Annotated in this window: 15 protein-coding genes and 2 pseudogenes; 4 read left to right on the top strand and 13 right to left on the bottom strand. The window is 62.1% G+C overall.

Annotated features, from left to right (window positions below; translation table 11 throughout):
- Window positions 1-74: 74 nt before the first annotated feature.
- Window positions 75-2,006: an LTA synthase family protein gene (locus OKW98_RS17500; protein WP_265385906.1), complete on the bottom strand. Its 1,932-nt coding sequence runs from the start codon at window positions 2,004-2,006 to the stop codon at window positions 75-77.
- 455 nt (window positions 2,007-2,461) lie between these two features.
- Between OKW98_RS17500 and OKW98_RS17495 the strand changes: the two genes are divergently transcribed.
- Entirely contained in the window at window positions 2,462-3,940 is a 1,479-nt protein-coding gene (locus tag OKW98_RS17495) for an ArnT family glycosyltransferase (RefSeq protein ID WP_265385905.1), read from the top strand.
- 700 nt (window positions 3,941-4,640) lie between these two features.
- Here OKW98_RS17495 and OKW98_RS17490 read toward each other — a convergent pair.
- The 9 genes and pseudogenes from OKW98_RS17490 to OKW98_RS17450 all read right to left on the bottom strand — a co-directional run bounded on the left by OKW98_RS17490 (window position 4,641) and on the right by OKW98_RS17450 (window position 16,045).
- On the bottom strand, window positions 4,641-6,035 hold the full coding sequence (locus OKW98_RS17490) for a UDP-glucose dehydrogenase family protein (RefSeq protein WP_265385904.1): 1,395 nt from the start codon (window positions 6,033-6,035) through the stop codon (window positions 4,641-4,643).
- Window positions 6,013-6,412: pseudogene (arnF, locus tag OKW98_RS17485) on the bottom strand (4-amino-4-deoxy-L-arabinose-phosphoundecaprenol flippase subunit ArnF). Before arnF ends, OKW98_RS17490 begins: the two are co-directional and overlap by 23 nt.
- 53 nt (window positions 6,413-6,465) lie before the next feature.
- A complete protein-coding gene (gene arnE, locus OKW98_RS17480) occupies window positions 6,466-6,810 on the bottom strand; it encodes a 4-amino-4-deoxy-L-arabinose-phosphoundecaprenol flippase subunit ArnE (protein ID WP_265385903.1) in 345 nt (114 codons plus the stop codon).
- Window positions 6,807-8,459, bottom strand: coding sequence for a lipid IV(A) 4-amino-4-deoxy-L-arabinosyltransferase (gene arnT / locus OKW98_RS17475; protein WP_265385902.1), 1,653 nt, complete (start codon window positions 8,457-8,459; stop codon window positions 6,807-6,809). Before arnT ends, arnE begins: the two co-directional genes overlap by 4 nt.
- Window positions 8,456-9,337 carry a 4-deoxy-4-formamido-L-arabinose-phosphoundecaprenol deformylase gene (gene arnD, locus OKW98_RS17470; protein WP_265385901.1) on the bottom strand — a complete coding sequence of 294 codons (882 nt, stop codon included), beginning with the start codon at window positions 9,335-9,337 and terminating at the stop codon, window positions 8,456-8,458. The genes arnT and arnD overlap by 4 nt, the downstream gene beginning before the upstream one ends.
- Window positions 9,337-11,349, bottom strand: a complete 2,013-nt coding sequence (gene arnA, locus OKW98_RS17465) for a bifunctional UDP-4-amino-4-deoxy-L-arabinose formyltransferase/UDP-glucuronic acid oxidase ArnA (RefSeq protein WP_265385900.1) — start codon at window positions 11,347-11,349, stop codon at window positions 9,337-9,339. Before arnA ends, arnD begins: the two co-directional genes overlap by 1 nt.
- Complete coding sequence (gene arnC / locus OKW98_RS17460) at window positions 11,346-12,359, bottom strand: undecaprenyl-phosphate 4-deoxy-4-formamido-L-arabinose transferase (RefSeq protein ID WP_265385899.1); 1,014 nt, start codon at window positions 12,357-12,359, stop codon at window positions 11,346-11,348. The genes arnA and arnC overlap by 4 nt, the downstream gene beginning before the upstream one ends.
- A complete protein-coding gene (gene arnB / locus OKW98_RS17455) occupies window positions 12,356-13,504 on the bottom strand; it encodes a UDP-4-amino-4-deoxy-L-arabinose aminotransferase (RefSeq protein WP_265385898.1) in 1,149 nt (382 codons plus the stop codon). The genes arnC and arnB overlap by 4 nt, the downstream gene beginning before the upstream one ends.
- Before the next feature lie 1,161 nt (window positions 13,505-14,665).
- Window positions 14,666-16,045: an HD domain-containing phosphohydrolase gene (locus OKW98_RS17450; RefSeq protein ID WP_265385897.1), complete on the bottom strand. Its 1,380-nt coding sequence runs from the start codon at window positions 16,043-16,045 to the stop codon at window positions 14,666-14,668.
- Between the two features lie 299 nt (window positions 16,046-16,344).
- Between OKW98_RS17450 and OKW98_RS17445 the strand changes: the two are divergent.
- A pseudogene (locus tag OKW98_RS17445) lies at window positions 16,345-17,253 on the top strand (ATP-binding protein); the annotation flags it as partial.
- 3 nt (window positions 17,254-17,256) lie between these two features.
- Here the strand turns inward: OKW98_RS17445 and OKW98_RS17440 are convergent.
- From OKW98_RS17440 to OKW98_RS17430, 3 genes are all read right to left on the bottom strand, one after another.
- Entirely contained in the window at window positions 17,257-18,072 is an 816-nt protein-coding gene (locus tag OKW98_RS17440) for a DUF1206 domain-containing protein (protein WP_265385896.1), read from the bottom strand.
- A gap of 334 nt (window positions 18,073-18,406) precedes the next feature.
- The gene (locus OKW98_RS17435; RefSeq protein ID WP_265385895.1) at window positions 18,407-19,381 is read right to left on the bottom strand and encodes an alpha/beta hydrolase; all 975 of its coding nucleotides are present in this window, start codon (window positions 19,379-19,381) and stop codon (window positions 18,407-18,409) included.
- Window positions 19,382-19,454: 73 nt separating this feature from the next.
- Complete coding sequence (locus OKW98_RS17430) at window positions 19,455-20,090, bottom strand: LysE family translocator (protein ID WP_265385894.1); 636 nt, start codon at window positions 20,088-20,090, stop codon at window positions 19,455-19,457.
- Window positions 20,091-20,496: 406 nt separating this feature from the next.
- Here OKW98_RS17430 and OKW98_RS17425 point away from each other — a divergent pair, with 406 nt between their 5' ends.
- Both OKW98_RS17425 and OKW98_RS17420 read left to right on the top strand, forming a co-directional pair.
- The gene (locus tag OKW98_RS17425; RefSeq protein ID WP_241090298.1) at window positions 20,497-20,799 is read left to right on the top strand and encodes a transposase; all 303 of its coding nucleotides are present in this window, start codon (window positions 20,497-20,499) and stop codon (window positions 20,797-20,799) included.
- On the top strand, window positions 20,796-21,632 hold the full coding sequence (locus OKW98_RS17420; protein WP_322114189.1) for an IS3 family transposase: 837 nt from the start codon (window positions 20,796-20,798) through the stop codon (window positions 21,630-21,632). Before OKW98_RS17425 ends, OKW98_RS17420 begins: the two co-directional genes overlap by 4 nt.
- Window positions 21,633-21,958 lie beyond the last annotated feature (326 nt).

The raw sequence follows: 21,958 nt of genomic DNA, 5'->3' as shown, positions 1-21,958 counted from the left end.
AATGAGCGACGGAGGTTGTGGGCGGGCAATTCACGACGTGGTCGCGTCTTGCCCGCTCCGCATTGGCAGGGTGATTACGGCTTTGGAACGTCAGGCTTCCAGTCCAGCAAATGCTGTTTGAACCCCTCGCTTGCCACCTGGTAATAGGCGATGGCGCGCGCAATCAGTGGATCGGCAGAGGTTGATTGGCTTTCGACACTTTCCCCCAGCGCGTTGTCGTGGCGGCGCAGGGCCTGGCGCGGGCTGAGAATGGCCAGATCCTTGCCGTCGAACAGTCCGAGGTGCTGGTAATTACCGACCACCACCCGGGGCGGCAAGGCCGAATCGAGGAACAGGTTGCGGCCAAAGAAGGTGGACTGATAGTCCAGATTCAGCAGCCCCAGCAGCGTGGGCGCCAGATCGATCTGGCTCGCCAATTGAGAGAACTCCCGGGGCTGGAGCATCTTCGGCGCGTAGATGAACAGCGGAATGAGGTAGTTGTCGATGGGCAAGTCTTCCTTGCCTGCGCTGCCGGCCGTGTGGTCGGCGACGAAGACGAACAGCGTGTTGTCGAACCAGGGTTTCTGGCGGGCGCTTTCAAGGAACTTGCCGATGGCGTAATCGGTGTATTTCACCGCGCCATCGCGACCGTTGCCCGAAGGGATGTCAATGCGCCCCTCCGGGAACGTGTAAGGACGGTGATTGGACGTGGTCATCAATTGCAGCAGGAACGGCTTGTTCGCAGCGAAGTCGGCATCCGCCAGGTTGAGCGCCTGCTGGTAGAGATCTTCGTCGGCCATGCCCCAGGCATTTTTGAAGTGAATGTCCTGTTCATTGACGCTGCTCTGGTCCACCACGCGGTAGCCGTTGCCGCTGAAGAATGCATTCATGTTGTCGAAATAGCCGCGGCCGCCGTAAACAAAAACGCTGTCGTAACCGACGCCCGCCAGCTGCTGGCCCAGGCTGGCGAAACCGCTCTCGCGACCGACGCGCTTGACGATGGAACGTCCGGGCGTCGGCGGAATGGACAGGGTAATGGCTTCCAGGCCGCGATCGGTTCGTGTGCCGGTGGCGTAGAAATTATTGAAGTACACGCTTTGCTTGCGCAGCGCATCCAGGTAGGGCGTCAGATTGCGCGTGTCGCCGTTGCTGCCCAGGTATTTGGCGCTCAGGCTCTCAATGGTCACCAACACGATGTTGGCTTTGCGCGTCGTGCCCGGGTTGTCGATCGCGCGCCGGATATCCACCGGGTCATTGCCGACAAATCGGCTGTTCGGCTCGGCCAGCTCCCGGCGCATCTGCTCGGCGACTTGAGGGTCGGGCAGGGTGGCGTAGAACTGCTGATAATCCAGCTCGTTGTTTCTGAACGCTGCGAAAAACTGGTACGGGCCGTTGCTCGCCAGTTCCCGCTGATAAGCGTTGCCGCCCAGACCGCGAGGATTATCCTGATCGACAAATTGCAGGCTGATGGCCGCCAGCGCCAGCAACAGTGCGATACCGGCCAGTCTGCTGCGCAGCGGCGGTGTCGGGGCTTTGATCGAGGCCGCGACGGCGCGGCTGATGATCGCGCTCAGCACTATTGCCACGATCGCCAGGGCGGTCAGCAGTTTGCCGATGGGGTAGGACTCGAGGATGTTATTGAGGACCTCGTCGGAATAAACCAGATAGTCCACGGCGATGAAGTTGAATCTCACGCCGAACTCGTCCCAGAAGAGCCATTCGGCCACAGCGACAAACAGCATCACGAAAATACTGAGTGTCATCAGCCCTTGCAGGAACCAGCGATGCCCGCGAGCGCGCCATAAGCGTGGCGGGCAGAGCAGGACATAGATACCCAGTGGCACGGCGGCGTAGGTCAGGAATGCCAGGTCATAGAGCAAGCCGGTGGCAAAAGTGGCGACTACTTGATGGCCGGCCTCATCCAGATGGGTGGTGAATAAAACGAGACGGGTGAGAAAGAAGAGAGCGAGCCATGTGCCGGTTGCCAACAGCAGGAATCGGGCAGGGGCCGATGAGTGAATCCGCATGTGTCTAATCCTTTGGACAGGTGTATCCGGTTGCAGTTATCTGGCGCTGCGGCTCCTTTACCGTTGTTCAACGGTGGGCACATAGCGCAAATACTTTTATTGTCAAATTCTGATGATTTTAAATACGTTTCAAATTGTCACTCCTTTGCACGGGTACATTCATAACAGCCATCCATGGACTGTCGGGCGGGCGGCGTAAAAGTTATGTGGCCTGAGTGTGAAAACCCCGTCAGTGTTTAATGTTCGATTGAACACTTATAGGTGCCTGGGCGCTTTGAATTGCGGTGAAGAGTATGCCAGTGATCATCCGTGAGTGCGCGTCTGTCAGCTATCCTCTGAAACACTCGGCCGCCCGATCAGGTGTTGACGGGGCGTTGACAAGACTTCAACAAAGCGCTGCCCATACTGCCGGCAGCCATCAATTGATGATTCTTTCCCCAGCCGGTGTTGCCTCGATGACGTCCCGTGCGCTCTCGCTTTTCGTACTCGCTGCTGTGCTGTTTTTTTTCGCCTTGGGCAATCACCAACTGCAAAACTCGACGGAGCCGCGGGTGGCAGGCATCGCCATGGAGATGCACCTGAGCAACAACTGGGTAACCCCGACCCTCAACGGACAGCCTTTTCTTGAGAAGCCACCCCTGAGCGTCTGGCTGGATGCGGCGGCGATCCGCGTATTCGGCGCCAACCCCTGGGCGGTGCGCCTGGCGTCGGCGTTCGCCGGGCTGTTCAGCGTGTTGCTCCTTTACCCCATGCTGTTGCGCTTCGGACGCCCGGCCTCTGTGGCCTGGCTGGCGGCGTTCATGCTGGCAACAACGGCCAGCTTCTGGAGCAATGCGCGGCAAGTGGGCGAGGACGCGTTGCTGTCCCTCGGCGTGACCCTGGCGCTGCTGGCGTTTTTCCACGCCAGCGAGCGCGCGCGACGTGGGTCGCCGGCACTGTGCCCCTGGCTTGCGTTCACGCTGGGCATCGTGATTTCGACCTTGAGCAAAGGGGTGCTGGGACTGGCGCTGCCGGGCGTGGTGATCTTCTTCTGGCTCGTCGTTGAGACGGTTCGGCACAGACGCCTGGAGGTGGCCGACTGGGTTCGCCCGGCAGCCTTCACGCTGCTGGCGTTGGTGCCGCTTCTCGTCTGGTTGGGTTTTCTGTACGGGCAGGGCGGTGCCGAGTCGCTGAAGGAGGTGCTGTGGACCAACAGCGTTGGCCGGTTCAGCGGCTCGTTCACCGAAGCCGGGCACTACGAGCCGTTCTATTACTACCTGGCGAAACTGCCGGAAGCGTTTCTGCCGTGGAATCTGTTGGTGTATCTGGGGCTTTGGCACTTTCGCAAGCAACTGCTGAGCAACCGCTATCTGTTGTTCTTCAGCCTGTGGCTGGGCGCGCAATTCCTGTTGCTGACGCTGGCGTCGAGCAAGCGCACGGTGTACCTGATGTCCCTGGCGCCGGCCGCTGCGGTGATTGCTGCCGAATATGCCTGGGTGCTCTGGGCCAGGATTGGCACGCATTCAGGCGTATCGGCGTTTGCGGCGGCGGTGATGCGCCATCGTCGAAGCATCAGCGGGGCGGGTGTCTTGCTGGTGGTCGTCACCTACCTGGGTGCAGCGCAATGGCTGGCGCCGCGCGAGGACAGGCAGTTGTCATTTCTGCCCTTGACGGAAAAAATCCATGACCTGCAACAGCAAGGGGTGCAGGTGGCACTGTTTCAACCCAGCGAGCGACTGGCGGGCGCCGGCGTGTTCTACAGCCAGAGCCTGCTCGACAGTGTCATGGCGGGGGCGGACCTTGAGCGCTTTCTGGCACTGGGCGCTGACCGGGTGGTGGTGATGGAAAGCGAATCCGCGCCGCAGCCTCCTTTGCGGGTGCTCGACCGGTTCGAGATTGGAGGGCGCATCTACTATTTCGTGGCTGGCACCCCGGGTGCAGACCGCCGTTCATGAACGCGGAGCGTCCCGGGCTGCATTCCCACGCGGAGCGTGGGGACGATCATGCATCCAGGCATCGCGTGCATTGAGTAGGGTGGGCGCCGGACACCATTGTGGGACCGGCTTCAGCCGGGAAGGCGTCAGGCGTCACGCTGCAAAATTTACGGCGCACTCAAGGGCCTCTTCCCGGCTGAAGCCGGTCCCACTAAAAGCAACGCGTGAATTCAGTAAGGTCGGCGCCGGACAAAACTGTGGGACCGGCTTCAGCCGGGAAGGCGTAATGCGTCACACCGCAAAATTTACGGCGCACTCAAGGGCCTCTTCCCGGCTGAAGCCGGTCCCACTAAAAGCAACGCGTGAATTCAGTAAGGTCGGCGCCGGACAAAACTGTGGGACCGGCTTCAGCCGGGAAGGCGTCAGGCGTCACGCTGCAAAATTTACGGCGCACTCAAGCGCCTCTTCCCGGCTGAAGCCGGTCCCACTAAAAGCATCGCGTGCATTCAGTGGGCTGGTGCCGGTCCCACTAAACGGATCGAGTGCATTCAGTAGGGTCGGCGCCGGACACCATTGTGGGACCGGCTTTAGCCGGGAAGGCGTCATGGGTCACACCGCAAAATTTACGGCGCACTCAAGGGCCTCTTCCCGGCTGAAGCCGGTCCCACCAAAAGCATCGCGTGCATTCAGTGGGGCCGGCGCCGGACCCCATTATCGGCCGCTACACCATCACCCCACCCGCCACGTTTTTGTACGGCAGCCACTGTTTCTGCGGGATCGGCAATTCGCAGGATTCCCCACGGCCGATCGGGAAGTAGTGAAACCCGCTCTGCGCCAGCCGTTCTGTGTCGTACAGGTTGCGGCCGTCGAAGATCACCGGCGCGGCGAGGCGTTGCTGGATCAGCTCGAAATCCGGGGCCTTGAACTGTTGCCACTCGGTGCAGATGATCAGCGCGTCCGCATCGTTCAACGTCGACTCCGGCGTGCCCATCAGAATCAGGTCCTTGCGGTTGCCGTAGAGGCGCTGCGTCTCTTGCATGGCCTCGGGGTCAAACGCCCGCACCGTGGCGCCGGCGTCCCACAAGGCTTCCATCAGCACCCGGCTCGGCGCGTCGCGCATGTCGTCGGTGTTCGGCTTGAACGCCAGCCCCCACAAGGCGAACGTCTTGCCGCGCAGATCACCTTCGTAAAAGGCTTTCACTCGCTCGAACAGTTTGTTCTTCTGCCGCTCGTTGATGGCCTCGACCACCGCCAGCAGGTCGTTGGAGCAATGGGCTTCACGGGCGCTGTGGATCAAGGCGCGGATGTCCTTGCCGAAGCACGAGCCGCCATAACCGCAGCCGGGGTAGATGAAGTCGTAGCCGATCCGTGAGTCCGCGCCGATGCCCAGCCGGACCGATTCGACGTCTGCGCCCAGGTGTTCGGCCAGTTCGGCGATCTGGTTGATGAAGCTGATCTTGGTCGCCAGCATGCAGTTGGCCGCGTACTTGGTCAGCTCGGCGCTGCGCAGGTCCATGAACATGATCCGGTCATGGTTGCGGTTGAACGGCGCGTACAGCTCGCGCATGACTTTGCGCACGGCGTCGTTGTCGCAGCCGATGACGATGCGGTCCGGGCGCCGGCAGTCATTGACCGCCGAACCTTCCTTGAGAAATTCCGGGTTGGAGACGATATCGAACTGCAGCAAGCGGCCGGCCTGGCGCAGCGCCTTGTCGATGTGCCCGCGCAGGGCGTCGCCACTGCCGACGGGCACTGTGGACTTCTCGACGATGATCAGCGGCTCGGACCGGTACGTCGCGATGGCCTCGCCAACCGCGAAGAAGCCTGTCAGGTCGGCCGAGCCGTCATCGCGGGACGGGGTGCCGACGGCGATGAACAGCACCTCGGCGTGCTCGACCGCCAGCTGGGTGTCGGTGGTGAACTGCAGGCGCTTGTTCTCCAGGTTCTCTCGCACCAGGCTGGCCAGCCCCGGTTCGAAAATATGCACCTGGCCCTGGCGCAACTGCTCGACCTTGGCCTGATCAATGTCCATGCAGACCACGTCGTGGCCCACTTCAGCAAGCACGGTGGCTTGCACCAGACCGACATACCCGCTACCGAAAACGCTGATTTTCATGAAGAAACGCCCTGTGAAGGTGTGCTGGAAATGCGCCGAAGGTTGATGGTCAGCACACCCATCACGATCAGCATGACGCCCAAAGTTTTCGATACCGTGAACGTCTCATGGAAAAATGGCAGTGCCGCAGCAAGCCCATACACCAGCACGTAGCTGACGCTGAGCAGGGAATAGGCGCGACTCAATGGCAGATCGCGCAGGGCCAGCAGCCAGGCCAGCATCGACAGCGCGTAGGCGAGGACCGATCCGCCGATCACCAGCACCGCCGCGAGGTCCAGCTGCACCTTCGGGTCCAGCCAAAGCTCAGGCGAGGGCAGACGACTCATGCCCCAGCGCATGCCCAACTGCGCCGAACTCACCAGCAGCACGCTGCCCATCGCCCACGCCGTTGCCCCGCGTCTCCTGCCCGACTGGCAAATGTTTGAGCGGCTCATGCCTGACGCCCCAACAAAACGACGCCAGCCAGAATCAACGCGACGCCCAACCAATGGACGGCGTCGGTGGATTCCTTGAAAACAAAACGGCCGGCCAGGGTGATCAGCACCACGTTCAGGCCCAGCATCGGGTAGGCGATGCCGACGTCCAGTCGCTGCAACACCAGCAACCAGCTGATGAGGCCCAATCCCAGACAACCCACCGCCAGCCACAACCAAAACGAGCGCGCCGCGGCGCGCACGCCGGGAAAGGTGCCGCGCCAACGCTCCACTGCGCACTTCTGCGCGACCTGGCCCAGGCAGGTCAGCCCGCAGGTGGCCAACAGCAGCAGCCAGGTCATGGCGCTGACTTCGCGTAAATGAGGATGATCAGATTGCCTTCGTCGTAGCGCTCGGCGTCCTTGGGCAGCAGTTCAAGTTCGCGCAGTTCCTCGTCGGTTCTGCCGCGCATGACCACCCCGACCTGGCCCTCGCTCCGGGCTTTAGTCATCCAGGTGTTGATCCTTTTCAGGGTCACTTCGCGTCCTGTCGCGTCGGGATAGGCCAGGCCATATTCCAGCTCGTTCCAGGTGTTGAAAAACGACACGTCGGTTCTGTTCAGGCGCCAGGCCAGGGCCGACGCAGCGCCCAGATCATTGCTCAACAGGTGCGTGCTCGCCGCCAGTTGCGCCTGATGGGCAAGCACAAACTGGTCGGGTGTCTTGTTGTGCACGACGTCATAGGGAAGGGCCGCGGGCAACAGCGCGACCAGCAACCAGCTGCCCAGTGCCGGTGCGGCCCAATACTTCCAGGGGCGAATGCCTTGCAGCGCATTGCTCGCACACCAGCCTGTCAGCACGATGATCGCCAGCAGCAGGTTCAGCGGCTCGTGTTCGTACACCGGCTGTTTGAGTTGCAGGTACACCAGCGCCAACAGCCCGATCAACCCGGCGGTAGCGTTCAGCCACCCGTTGATGCGCAAGGCAGTGAGCTGACCTTGCTTGAGGCGTTCGATCAGCGCATCGGCCATCAACAGCGCCAACGGCAGCAGGCACGGCAGAATGTAGGTCGGCAGCTTGCCGTTGCTGAGGCTGAGAAACGCCAGCGGCAGCAGCAGCCAGATCAGGAGAAAGCCGGTTTCAGGGCGACGCTTGCGCTGCCAGGCCTGGCGGAACGTGACCGGCAGCAAGGCGGCCCACGGCAGGCAGGACACCACCAGCAGCGGCAGGTAAAACCACCAGGGTTCGGCGTGCTGGGCATCGGTCCCGGCAAAGCGACGGATGTGCTCGTGCCAGAAGAAAAACCGCCAAAAGTCGGGTTCCTGCCCATGCACCGCGAGCACCCACGGCAGGCTCACAAGGATGGCAATCAGCACCGCCAGCGGCCCGTAGCGCAGCAGTTCGCCGAGGCGCCGCTGCCAGAGCATGTAGGGCAGGGTGACCATCACCGGCAGCGCCCAGGCCAGAAATCCCTTGGTCATGAAGCCGATGCCGCAGGCCAGGCCGATCAGCGCCCAGGCACCCAGTCGAGCACGCCCGCTGCTGTGGACAGCACACCAGAACCCCACCAGCGTCAGGTTGGCCCACAGGGTGAACTGAGGATCGAGGTTGGCGTAACCGGCTTGCCCGGCGATAAACGCGAAGCTCATGAACAGCAGCGCACTGGCGAAGCTCTTGCGCGGATCGTTCCACATCCGCGCGGCGAGCCAGTAAGCGAGCATCACGCTTAGACCGGTGCTCAGCGCTGAGACGATGCGCACGCCAAACAGGTTTTCACCCAAGATGGCTTGCCCCACGGCAATCAGCCAGTAGCCCGCAGCGGGTTTCTCGAAATAACGCAGGCCCATGAAGTGTGGTGCGGCCCAGTGACCGCTGTGCAGCATTTCCTGACTGATCTGCGCGTAGCGGGTCTCATCGGGAATCCACAACCCGTGGGACCCCAGCGGCAGCAGATAGAACAGGACGAAGGCCAGCACCAACAGTGCGATGTTGCGGTGTTCGGCTTTGATCATCGCTGCACCCCCAACCAGCCTTCGCGACCGCGCAATGCGCCACGCACCAGATGGCCCGAAGGCAGCTGATCCAGCGAATCCGGCAGCAGCGCGCCAAGGGGCTGAAACTCAATGCTTCGGGTTTTCGCCTCACTCAATAGCGCACGAAAAGCCGGGGCCATGACGATGCCTTCGACCTCGGCGTGAACGGTGTAGACGTTCAGCTTCCAGGCCGCGAAACGCCGAAGTATGTCGTCGTTGAAAGACTGTGCGTCGAGCTGTGGCGACACCAGTTCGTCGTAGGTCGGCAGGTCCACCGGAATCTGCGGCGTGCCCAACGCGCGGTCGGCCAGCACCGGCCGGAATATCGACATGCCCCGGCAGTCGCTGTTGTAGCGGAAACCAAATGCCTCTTTCGCCTGCACCACGCGTTCATCGGCGCGCCAGCCGGCGGCGGCGGAGCAGGTCACCGGGTGGCCGAGAATGTCGCTGAGAACGTCAACGCCGCGCTGGATCTGATCGCTCAGCTCGGCCTCGCTCCAGCGCCCGGCATGGGCCTGCCAGGCGTGGTGATCCCAGGCGTGCAAGCCGACTTCATGACCGGCGTCCCGGGCCCGGCGCATCAGCGGCCCGAGGTCGCGGCCAATGGGTTTGCCCGGCCACGCGGTGCCCGCCAGCAGGATGTCCCAGCCGTACAGACTGGCCGCCCGCGAACGCAGCATTTTCCAGAGGAACTGCGGCCGCGCCAGACGCCACAGATGTCGCCCCATATTGTCAGGGCCGACGCTGAAGAAGAATGTCGCCTTGACCTGGGCTTCGTCGAGCAGGTCCAGCAAGCGCGGCACGCCGTCGCGGGTGCCGCGCCAGGTGTCGACGTCGATGCGCAACCCGGCCTTCATCAGCCGCGTGCGCCGGGGGTAACGGTCACTTCGGCCTTCTCGGCCATGGCTTCGCGGAGGAAGAAGTCCAGGGTCTTGCCGATGGTTTCGCTCAGTTCGATGGTCGGCGTCCAGCCGATCAGCCGTTTGGCGTTGTCGATGCTCGGCTTGCGGTGGCTGACGTCCTGATAACCCTTGCCATAGAACGACTGGCTCTCGACTTCACGGAAACCGGCGAAGGGCGGGAAGTTATTGCGCAGCGGGTGGGCCTCGAACTGGCGCAGCAACTCGGTACCCAGTTGGCGAATGCTGGCTTCGTTGTCGGGGTTGCCGATGTTGATGATCTGGCCGTTGCACTGGCCGCCCTTGTTTTCGATGATCCGCGCCAGCGCTTCGATGCCATCGACGACGTCGGTGAAGCAGCGCTTCTGCGCGCCGCCGTCCACCAGCCGGATCGGCGTGCCTTCCACCAGATGCAGAATCAGCTGGGTAATGGCGCGGGAGCTGCCGATGCGCGCAGAGTCCAGCCGGTCAAGCCGTGGCCCCATCCAGTTGAACGGACGGAACAGGGTGAACTGCAAACCCTTCTGCCCGTAGGCCCAGATCACCCGGTCCAGCAACTGCTTGGACACCGAGTAGATCCAGCGCTGCTTGTTGATCGGCCCGACCACCAGATTCGAGGTGTCCTCGTTAAAGCTGGCGTCCTGGCACATGCCATACACCTCCGAGGTCGACGGGAAGATCACGCGCTTGTTGTACTTGACGCAGTAGCGGACGATTTTCAGGTTTTCTTCGAAGTCGAGTTCGAAGACCCGCAGCGGGTTGCGCGTGTATTCGATGGGCGTGGCGATGGCCACCAGCGGCAGCACCACGTCGCACTTCTTGATGTGGTACTCGATCCACTCGGAGTGGATGCTGATGTCGCCTTCGATGAAGTGGAAATTCGGTCTGGCGCGCAGCCGTTCGATGGCGTCCGAACCGATGTCCATGCCATAGATTTCGTAACGGTCATCCTGCAGCAAACGTTCCGACAGGTGATTGCCGATGAAGCCATTGACGCCGAGGATCAGCACGCGGGTGCGTCGGACCGAGCGTCGCAGGTCCATGCCCTGCAAGCGCGAACCCTCCACCAGACCAAACTCGCGGGCCAGTTGCGCGCCGCTGAGGTACAGACCGTCGTCGCCACGCTGGCCGGCGCTGATCACCAGGGAGCCTTCGCCGCAGGCAATGCGCAACGGCTCGCAACCGAGCACGGTGCCGGGCGCCTCGCCGCTGTTGCCGGCCTCTGAACGCGCGGCCCAGACAATCAGTTTGTGCTCACCCACCGGGCAGAAAGCGCCGGGGTAGGGCTGGGTGACTGCCCGCACCAGATTGCCCAGCCGGGTTGCCGGCAGCGACCAGTCGATCAAACCGTCGGCAGCGGTGCGCCGGCCGTAATAGGTGGCGGCGGATTCATCCTGGGTTGTCCCCGACAATTTACCTTGAGCGAGCAACGGCAGGGTTTCCGAGAGCAGGTCCGCAGCGGCTTCACGCAACTTGCCGTGCAGGGTCAGGGCCGTTTCAGTCGGACTGATGGAGATCCGCTGTTGCGCCACGATCGGCCCTGCGTCGGCGCGCTTGACCATCTGGTGCAAGGTCACGCCGGTTTCGCTTTCGCCGTTCACCAGCACCCAGTTGGCCGGCGCCCGGCCGCGGTATTTGGGCAGCAGCGAACCGTGCAGGTTAAACGCGCCGTCTTTGGCACAGGCCAGCAGCGGTTCGCTGAGCAACTGGCGGTAGTAGAACGAGAAGATGAAATCGGGTTCGAGCCGGGCGATGCGCTCAAGCCACAGCGGGTGATTGGGGTCTTCCGGCGCATGCACGGGAATCTCGTGGCGAGCGCACAGCTGGGCCACCGAGCCGAAGAAGGTTTTTTCCTTCGGGTCGTCGGCGTGGGTGAACACCGCAGCAATCTCATACCCGGCGTCGAGCAGGGCCTGCAGGCCAACGCAGCCAATATCGTGGTAAGCAAAAACGACAGCTTTCTTGTTCATGGCGCAACCTTGTTGGCGTAAGCGGGGGCAGAAGAATGGGGGGCGTCGAGCGCAACCACGGGAGATCCGCGCACGACCTTTTCAATGAAGAAACGCGGCCGTGCGCGCACGTCGCTGTACATGCGGCCGAGGTATTCGCCGAGCAGGCCCATGCCGATGAACTGCCCGCCGGTGAAGACGAACAGCACCGCAAACAGGACGAAGGTGCCGTGCCCGGCCCACGGCGCGCCGAAGATCAGGCGCAGGACCACCAGCGCCAGGGCAAACAGCACACCCAGGACCGCCATGCCGACACCGACGATGCTCAGCAGCCGCAGGGGCGTGGTGGTCATGCAGGTGATCAGGTCGAACATCAGGTTGATCAGGCGCATGGGGCTGTACTTGGAATCGCCGTGCTCGCGCTCGGCGTGCTCGACCAGGATTTCCGTGGTGTGCCGGGCGAAGCTGTTGGCCAGAATCGGGATGAAGGTGCTGCGTTCCCGGCAGGCGAGCATGGCGTCGACGATGGTGCGCCGGTACGCGCGCAGCATGCAGCCGTAGTCGTTCATCGCCACGCCGGTGGAGCGCTGCACGGCGAGATTGATCAGCTTCGACGGCCAGCGCCGCCAGGCGGAATCCTGCCGGTGATTGCGCACCGTGCCGACTACGTCGTAACCCTGTTCGGCAAGGCGCACCAGACGCGGGATTTCTTCGGGCGGGTTCTGCAGGTCGGCGTCCAGGGTGATCACCACGTCGCCCTTGCACTGCTCGAAACCGGCCATGATCGCCGCGTGCTGGCCGTAATTGCGGTTGAGAATGACCGCCACCACATTGCTGCCTTGTCGCTCGGCAGCCTCTTGAAGCAGATCGGCGGAGGCGTCGCGGCTGCCATCGTCGACCAGCACGATTTCGAAGGCATGGCCGAGCAGGGCGCAGGCGGCCTCCGTGCGGCGCAGCAGTTCGGGCAAGCTTTGTTCCTCGTTGTAGACCGGGATGACGATGGACACACAACGGACGGGATAGGCTTTCAACGGCGCGCTCCGACGATGGACTCAATGGCGCGGACCACCCGCTCGACATCGTCGCGGGTCATGTCCGGGAACAGCGGAATCGAGCACAGCCGTGCCGAATTCCATTCGGTGTTCGGCAGGTGCACGGCCGGGAAGCGCTGGCGGTAATAGCGGTGCAGGTGCGTAGCGATGAAGTGAATGCCGGTGCCGATGCGGTGCTCTTGCAGCGCCTTCATGAACCCGTCGCGGTCCAGACCGCAGCGCTCGGGGTCGATGCGCAAAATGAACAGGTGCCAGGCGTGCTGTTGCGGGTAGGCGGGCTGCGCCAGCGGCATGACCGGGCTGTCTGCCAGTCGGTCCAGGTAGTGGCTGGCCAGCCGGCGGCGTTGCTCGTTGATGTGATCGAGCCGGTGCAATTGCACAAGGGCGATGCTGGCGTTGATGTCCGCCAGGTTGTACTTGAAGCCGGGTTCGATGACTTCAGCCTGGGGTTTGCGGCCCAGGGTCAGGCGGTCGTAGGCATCGACGCCAAGGCCGTGGAATTTCAGCTGGCGCACCCGGTCAGCCAGTTTCGCGTCATCGGTGACGAACATCGCGCCTTCTGCGCAGGTCATGTTCTTGATCGCATGGAAGGAAAAGATCGCCGTGCCGCGGCTGCCCACCGGCTGGCCCTTGTAGCCCGTGCCTGCCGCGTGGGCGGCGTCCTCGATGACAGCGATGCCGTGGCGGTCGGCCAGCGCGTAAATCGGGTCGAGGTCGCAAGCGGCGCCGGCGTAATGCACCGGAACAATGGCTTTGGTGCGCGGGGTGATGGCCTGTTCGATCAAATCGGCGTCGGTCATCAGTGTGTCGCGGTCGACGTCGACAAACACCGGCGTTGCCCCCAGCAGGCAGATCATGTTGGCCGTCGAGACCCAGGTCTGCGAGGGCGTGATCACTTCATCACCGGGGCCGACCCCCAACGCGAGCAAAGCGATGTGCATGGCGCCTGTCGCGGAGGAAACCGCCACCGCGTGCAGGGCACCGACCCGTTCGGCGAACTGCGCTTCGAGCTGCTGACATTCGGGGCCCGTGGTAATCCAGCCGGAGCGCAGGACGCGGGTAACCGCCGCCACTTCTTCATCGCCGAGGCTCGGTCGCGAGAAAGGAAGAAAAGCCTCATTCATAGTTTGAACGTCCCCGTGAAGTCCGATGTTTGGCAATGCGAACCGCAAGCAGAGTGATGCCCGGATCGTCAGTTTTTTATTAAGTACGTGTGGTGGGTCAGCAGTGTGATCTTCGCCGGATATACCGATCAGGAGCGTCGATTAAACATGTTCTGGCGGATCATTGAATCGCAGGTTAGTCGCTCAAATATGAAAATAATGTCTGTGGAGTGTAGGTATTCTGTCTTGCAGGTTTGCTGTCAGGGTCAATGATCTCGGGCGTACCAGCTCGTTGTGACAATTGTTCGTGCGGGTTCATATTTCAGCCTGTTTATCAACACTGGGGTCGCTGTTATTTCGATGGCAGACAGCATCTGTTCAGTAAGGTGTTTATTCAAGTTTGGTCGGATTCAACACCGTCTATGTCGGAAACAACACTACGCCCACCATTAATATGTAATGATCCACGCAGCAATTATCCTCTGCTTCCAATGGGTGTGTACATTTCAAGGTAGTCCACCTATCGGGATTTCGCGAATGTGTTCGTAAAGGCCTGCGTTTACAAAGAGCGGGGTCACGCTCTTTCATGGCCGCTCCCTTAACCTAGCGCCCGCATACTTAATCGCAGCTGAACATGAAGCACTGAAGTGATCCCGGCTAACGCCGGTCCCACAATTCGGCGTCGCCGCCAGTCTCACTGGGTACACGCGATGTTTTTAGTGGGACCGGCTTCAGCCGGGAAGAGGCCAGTGCATTCACCCTCAATTCTGCAGTGTGACCGCCGACGCCTTCCCGGCTAAAGCCGGTCCTACAATCGTGTTCCATCGCCAGTCCCCTCGGTGCATGGCATCTGTGGTGGAACGGACTGGACGAACACGCTGCTCTTCGTAGCCGGCTTGCTGCGGGCTCCTACAGATTGTGTGTGCGCCGACGATTACGTGCGTTGCCGAGATCCCCTGTAGGAGCGCGCTTGCCCGCGAACGCGGTGGGTCAGTCGACATCTTCGTTTCAGACCCCCCGCGTTCGCCAGCAAGCCGGCTCCTTGATTTTGTGTGCGCCGACGATTACGTGCGTTGCCGAGATCCCCTGTAGGAGCGCGCTTGCCCGCGAACGCGGTGGGTCAGTCGACATCTTCATTTCAGACCCGCCGCGGGCTTTGACGCGGTGATCCGTACCGGCAGATCACCCGACCTGAGTCCAGTGGGTTTTCGGCGGTTCTGAACCGGGAACATGCTCGGGCAGACGCACAAAAATGCTGTAGTGGGCCTTGTTGTCAATGGCTTCGAAAGCCGCCAGCTTTTCGATCAGCGCGGCGTTGACCACCTTGCCCGCGTTCAGCAGCAGCATGCCGTTGTCGGCGTTCAGGTTGCGCACCAGAATCATCCCCGGCACCAGTTCGCGGGTGGTCACGGCCTTGACGGCTGGGTCGTTGAGCACGGCATCGTCCAGGTACGCCGCGCAGGCGTTGGCGAAGTCCTCGATCAGGCCGGGGTCGTAAAGCTTGCCGGCGTAGCGGCGAATGAACAGCAAGGCCTCGCCGCTGCTCAGGTGCCGTTCCAGAATCAGCCCGCGCTGCAGTTCGATGAAGTCCACGGCCAGCTTGAGCAGCCGTGCGCCGTAGGGGATTGCTTCACCCTTGAGATGCGCCGGAAAGCCGCTGCCATCCCAGCGCTCCTGATGGTGCAGAATCAGGCTGGCGGCGTCCTGAATCGGTTCGAGGGTCATCAGCAACGATTCGCTCTGCCGCGGGTAACTGCGCCAGGTGTCACGGTCGGCGTGGCTGACCAGGTCCGACGGGATGTTGATCAACGCGTCGCTCCAGCCCAGTTTGCCGATGTTGTACAGCGCGGCGGCCATGCACAGGTCGCGGCGCGTGGACTCGTCCAGATTGAGGTGGTTGCTGCACGCATTGATCAGGTCGATGACCTCGCGGTTGGTCTGCTTGTCCGCGGGCAGGCGCTGATTGACCAGCATCGAAAACACTTCGGTACCGGTGGCGTAGCTGTGCTTGAGCTCTTCGTAGGCCAGGTCGAGCATGTCGGCGGTCTGCTGCAACTCGGCGGTGCGCGCCAGCACGCGTTTTTCGAGTGTGGCGTTGAGGCTTTTCAGCTCGTCGTTCTGCCGCTGGGTGAGCTGCTCGAGGCGCTGTCTTTCACGCTCGGAAAACTGGAACGCCAGGGACTGGCGCAGGGTCAGCACCAGTTCTTCGTCGGTCCAGGGTTTGGCGATGTAGCGATGCACATGACCCTGGTTGATGGCTTTGACGATGGTTTCGAGGTCGACGTAACCGGTCAGCAGGACGCGCGTGGTGTCCGGGTACAGGCTGTAGACCCGCGCCAGCAGCGCCGCGCCGTCCATGCCCGGCATGCGCGCGTCGCTGACGATCAGGTCGACCGGTTGTTCGGCCATGATCGCCAGGGCCTGTTCGCCACTGGTGGCCAGCAACACGTCGTAGGGTTGCTCGCGAAGCAGGCGACGCAGGCTGTTCAGAATCGACTCTTCATCGTCCACCAACAAAACGGTGGGGCGTTGCTGCACCGAAACACTGGCTGGGGCTTGCATGGTTGAGCCTCTCGTCGTCGCCATCTTGATCGAAACGGACGGCTGGATGCCGCAAGGTTAGTTGAGATATGGCCACTCTTCGCGGCGTCTGAGCAATAAATCAGGGCCTCAACTTCGCGCTCGACGGGCCGACACTTAGGCATGAGTCCACGCGACGAGGCGCTCGATTGATCATGTTGCTCCTGCAGATATTCTCGATCATTTCCGTCTGCCTGCTGGTGCTGCTGGGCCGATGGCTGTTGCACAGTTATCAGGTGATCAACCGGGTCAACGAGGACCTGCAGGCCGCCAACGAAAGCCTGGAGCGCCGCGTCGAGGAGCGCACCCGGGCATTCAAGCAGGCGAGCCACGCGTTACAGGTCGAGATCGACGAGCGCAAGCAGCTGGAAAGCCAGTTGATCGGCGCTGAAAAGCTGGCCTCGCTGGGGCAGATGGCCGCCGGCATCGCCCACGAGATCAACAACCCCATTGGTTTCATCTCATCGAACCTGGGCACGCTGGCGGTCTATTTCGGCAAGATCCAGGAAGTGCTCGAGGCCTACAAAGCCGCCGAGCATCAGTTGGGGTCGCCTGAATGTCTTGAGGTGCTGGAAGGCGTGAAAACGCGTCTGGACCTGGCCTTCATCGAGGCGGAAGTCCCGTTGCTGATTCAGGAATCCCGGGACGGCGTGGCCCGCGCTGCGCAAATCATCAAGGACCTCAGAGAGTTCTCCCGGGCCGACACCAACCCTCAGTGGCAGTGGGCGAGCCTGCAACGCGGTATTGATTCGACGCTGAACATCGCTGCCAACGCGGTCAAGTACAAGGCCGACATCGTCAAGCACTATGTGCCATTGCCGGACATCGAATGCCTGCCGGCGCAGCTTAATCAGGTGATCATGAATCTGGTGGTGAATGCCGCCCAGGCCATCGGCCCGGAGCGCGGCACCATTACGCTGCGCAACGGCGTGCAGGGGGACAGCGTGTGGCTGGAGATCAGCGACACCGGGACCGGCATTGCGCCGGAGGTGCTGCCGAAGATTTTCGACCCGTTCTTCACCACCAAACCGGTGGGCCAGGGGACGGGGCTGGGGTTGTCGTTGTCCTACGGGATTGTGCAAAAGCATCGCGGTACGATCAGCGTGCGTAGCCTGGAAGGGGTTGGCACCACCTTTCGCATCGAACTGCCGGTTCGCCAGCAGCGCCCTGAACAGGGCGCATTGAACTGAGACTCAGGCGTGGGCCATTCCGGGCACGTCCATGTTGATCCGCCGCCAGGCGGCTTCGGCAAAGCTGTACACCGAAAACGCGATCAGACCCAGCGCCATGACCATCAGCACCACGCCACCGGCCGGCAGGTTTTGCAGCGCGTTGAGCGCATCTTTCAGCCCGGGCGGGTGCATCGCCTGATAGCTCGAACCGCTGATGGCCAGCAGCACGCTTATTTCAACGAACGCCACCCCGCGCGCGATCAAGCCGAAGCGGGACACCGGGGTCACGTATTTCATGACCTCTTCGTCCGCCTCGAAATACTTTTCGAACGAGGCTTTCCAGCCCTTGAAGAAATGCGCGACGCCGACGCCGAACGGCACCAGCGCGACGAGGTACACCACCAGGTTCGAGTATTTCCATGACAGCAGAGAGGCGAGCAGGTCTTCGGTCTGACCGCCGCCGGAGCCCCCGGAACTGCGCAGGCCGTCGATCAGCAGGCCCAGGGCAAAGAACGCCAGCGCACCGTTGACCAGCCCGCCCGCGAGCAACCCGCCGCGAATGACCAGACCCTTGAGTTCGGTGCCGTGATGGTCAACATCGCGGGTGGCTTGCAACACCCGCCAGGCGGCGAATGCCAGCAGGCCGGCGACTACCAGCCCGACCAGAAAGTGGCCGAACGGCTGGCTGAACAGGGCCTCGAGGCTGCTGTGGCTGTCTTTGGGCCGTGATGAATCGCGGGCCGCCAGCAGGGCGAAAATACCGATGATCAGGTACAGAACGCCACGGGCGGCGTAACCGGACCGGGCGAGCAGGACAAGGGTGTGATGCGGGGACATCGAAGGTTCTCCGGGTAAGCGATAGATCAGCAGACCCGGGAGCGCGCGAGGGGTTCGATCGGGTTGCTTTTAGTGGGACCGGCACCACCGGGAATCCCAACCGCTGCAAGCGACGCTTTTTAGTGGGACCGGCTTTAGCCGGGAAGAGGCCGGTGAATACACCATGATCGTTCCCACGCTCCGCGTGGTAATGCATCCGCCAACGCTCCGTGTCAAGGCGGTGGGCGCGGAGCGTCCCGGGCGGCATCCCCACGCGGAGCGTGGGGACGATCATTATGCGGTGTGGCTGCCGGCGCCTTCCCGGCTGAAGCCGGTCCCACTAAAACCTATCCGGTCAACCCGCTGCGGTTTGAATGCGCTGGCGAATCCAGGCGCGGCTGTGCTCCAGCACGCGGTCCGCCATCATGGTGGGGAAATGGATGAAGCCATGGGGCGCTTCCGGCAACAGATGCACTTCGACACCGGCGGTTTTCGCCCAGCGATCGGCCAGTTGCAGGGTGTCATCGCGCAGCGGGTCCAGTTCACCGACCCACATCAACGCGGGCGGGAAGCCTGTGAAATCGCCATACAGCGGCGACAGCGGCGGCGCCTGACGCTGGGCATCGCTGATGTCCGGCGTCAGCATGCGCAGGGCGTCGACCATCCCAGGGCCGTCCAGCACCAGCGTGTCGGGGCCTGCTGTGCGCACGCTCGGCGTGCCGGTCAAGTCGTAAACGCCGTAATAGAGCAGGGCGCCGCACACCCGCTTGAACAGCTCGGGCCAGGCCTTGAGCTGCAACAGCGTCGCCCCGGCCAGATGCCCGCCGGCGGATTCGCCGACGACGATCACCGGCAGCCCGGCGAATTCCGGGCAACCGTCACCCAGCAACCAGCGCGCCGCGATCAGGCAATCCTCCATCAGCCCTTCCACCGGCGTAGAACCGGCGAGCCGGTAATCGACCGAAACCACCGCCACATCGCAGGCCCTCACCATGGCCATGTTGAGGTCGTCGTTCATCTGCGCGTTGCCGATCACCCAGCCGCCGCCATGAATGTCCAGCACCACGCCTTTGGCCGGGCCTTTGGGCCGGATGATCCGCACCGGCACCCGGTGACCGTCGACATGTGCCGTGGTGGTTTCAGCGTGGAGGCCATGGCGGGCCAGCTTGGCCGCACTGTTGAGCTGACCTGCGCGCAGCAGCGACTGAATCAAAAGGGGCGTGAAGCGATTGCGGATACGAAACCGCGGCAGCCAGCCCAGCTTCTTGTTGAACTGTCGCGCCTGCGCCAGTTCGTCGTCGTGAAAATGCAAACCGTCGTTGCTGTCCAATTGCGTGCGCTCTCTCGGGCTTATGCCCGCCAGTCAGGGGTACTGACTTGGTGTGCGCGGGCGGCTCAGAGTTTCACGCGCGTGACCACAGCAGTTTGACGCCGGCCGTTGCGTAAACCAGGGCGAGGGTGCCTTCGATCCAGCGCCGCGCCCTGCGGTAGGCGAGGATCATCGGCGCGGTCGAAAAGACCAACGCATAGCCACAGAAGATGGTGACGCTGAGCACCGCGCAACCGGCGAGGATGACGGCGATGGTCTGCGGCGTTGCCTGCGCGCCCAACCCCAGCGTCATCGTCGCCACCCAGCCTAGCAGCGCCTTCGGGTTGGTCAGGTGCATGAGCAGGCCACGCTGGTACAGGCGCACGCCCGAAACATCCGGCGCAGCCGCGATTGCGCGTTCGACCTGTTCACTCGACGTCATGGCGGAACGCGCCGCTTTGAAAGCGAGAAACAGCAAGTAGGCGCCGCCAAGGATTTTCAGCAGCGTCAGCGCCTCGGCGTATTGCGTCAGCACGGCGGAAACGCCGGTGGCCGCCATCGCACCCCAGAAAAACGACCCGCTGATCACGCCGGCCGCCAGCATCAGCGCAGCGCGCCGGCCCCGGTGCATGGCCACCGCCATGATGCGCATGTTGCTAGGTCCCGGACTCGCCGCGCCGACGATGTAGGCGGTGTACACCAGCAGAAGGTGATGGAGATCGAAGGGCATGGGCCTTGGTCGTTTAAGGTCGCGGTGAGCGGGTCGTTTGAAAACCTGTTTTACCACGGCCCTGCGGTAACAGAGGGGACAACTCCCCCCATGGTCCATCCCGTGCAACCCTGCACACGCCTCGTCGGCCACCCACCTGTAGGAGCGCGCTTGCCCGCGAAGGCGGTGTGTCAGTCAATCGATTCGTCACAGGGACAATGCTTTCGCGGGCAAGCGCGCTCCTACACTGATCTCGGCACCCCGCACAATCTCTGGCGTGCGCAAAATCCGTAGGCGCCGGCTTGCTGGCGAATGCACTCTCGCGTTGCCGGCCACCCACCTGTAGGAGCGCGCTTGAACTGGCTTAATGATTTTGGACATCTCAATCGGGCGCTAAGATAGCGCCCAAATCCGAGGTGTTATGGGCATGCGTACTTCTTACTCGAACGAATTCAAACTCAAGGCAGCGGCCATGGTGCTGGACGAGGGACAATCGGTCCCTGAAGTCTGCGACAACCTGAGCATTGGCCGAACCGCGCTGCGTCGCTGGGTCGAACAGGTGCGTGCGGAGCGCCAAGGCGCGACGCCTGTGGGTGCCAAGGCGATTACCGCCGAGCAACAGGAAATACAGCGACTCAAGACCTTGCTCAGGCAGAAGGACCGGGATATCGAAATCCTAAAAAAGGCCAGTGCTCTCCTGCTTTCGGACTCCAAAGATCATTCGAACTGATCAGCGAGCTGGGCGAGCACTACGGCGTTCACGATTGTTGCCGCGCGTTGGGAGTCAACCGCAGCAGTTTTTACGCCTGGCGCCAGCGCCAGGGCGTCGTCAACCGCACCCGTGCGAGGCTTAGAACTTTGTTAGTCAGATTTCATAAGGAGTCGCGGGGATCGGCGGGGGCAAGAACGCTGGCCAGTGACCTTCGCAGCGAAGGGCATCAGGTTGGCCGGTACATGGCCCGCACTCTCATGCGTGAATCCGGGGTCGTGAGCTGTCAGCGTCGCCCGCACAAATACAAATCTTCAGGGGTCGAGGCATTGGTGGCGCCGCATCTGCTCAAACGCAAGTTTGATGTGGATGCCCCCAATACTGTTTGGTGCGGGGATGTAACGTACATAAAAGTGGGTAAGCAATGGATGTATTTCGCTGCAGTGCTCGACTTGTTTGCACGCAGGATTGTGGGTTGGTCCTTTTCGATGACGCCCGACGCTTCGCTGACTTGTGAGGCATTGAGAATGGCGGTTGAGCTTCGCGGGCGCCCTAAGGACGTGCTGTTTCACTCGGATCAGGGCTGTCAGTACACCAGCCATAAATTCCGCAATGAGCTGGTGACCCATGGTTTGAGACAGAGCATGAGTCGCAAAGGCGAGTGCTGGGATAACGCCCCGATGGAGCGATTTTTTGGCAGCCTGAAATCGGAATGGGTGCCTAAAGAAGGATATTCGTCAGCGCATGAAGCACAGTTGGACGTGCAGCGTTATGTCATGCGTTACAACAACCGTCGCCCCCACAGCTACAACGGCTACCGGTCGCCTGTAACTGCGGAGCGGGCGGCAGCTTGAAAACCTAAACGGGTGTCCAGAATTACTTGACCAGTTCAGCTTGCCCGCGAAGGCGGTGTGTCAGTCAATCGATTCGTCACAGGGACAATGCTTTCGCGGGCAAGCGCGCTCCTGCACTGATCTCGGCACCCCGCACAATCTCTGGCGTGCGCAAAATCCGCTGGAGCCGGCTTGCTGGCGAATGCATTCTCGCGTTGCCGATCACCCACCTGTAGGAGCGCGCTTGCCCGCGAAGGCGGTGTGTCAGTCAATCGATTCGTCACAGAGACAATGCTTTCGCGGGCAAGCGCGCTCCTGCACTGATCTCGGCACCCCGCACAATCTCT

The organism is Pseudomonas sp. KU26590 (genome assembly GCF_026153515.1).
Taxonomy (GTDB): Bacteria; Pseudomonadota; Gammaproteobacteria; order Pseudomonadales; family Pseudomonadaceae; genus Aquipseudomonas.
This window is presented reverse-complemented; position numbering and strand designations above follow the sequence as displayed.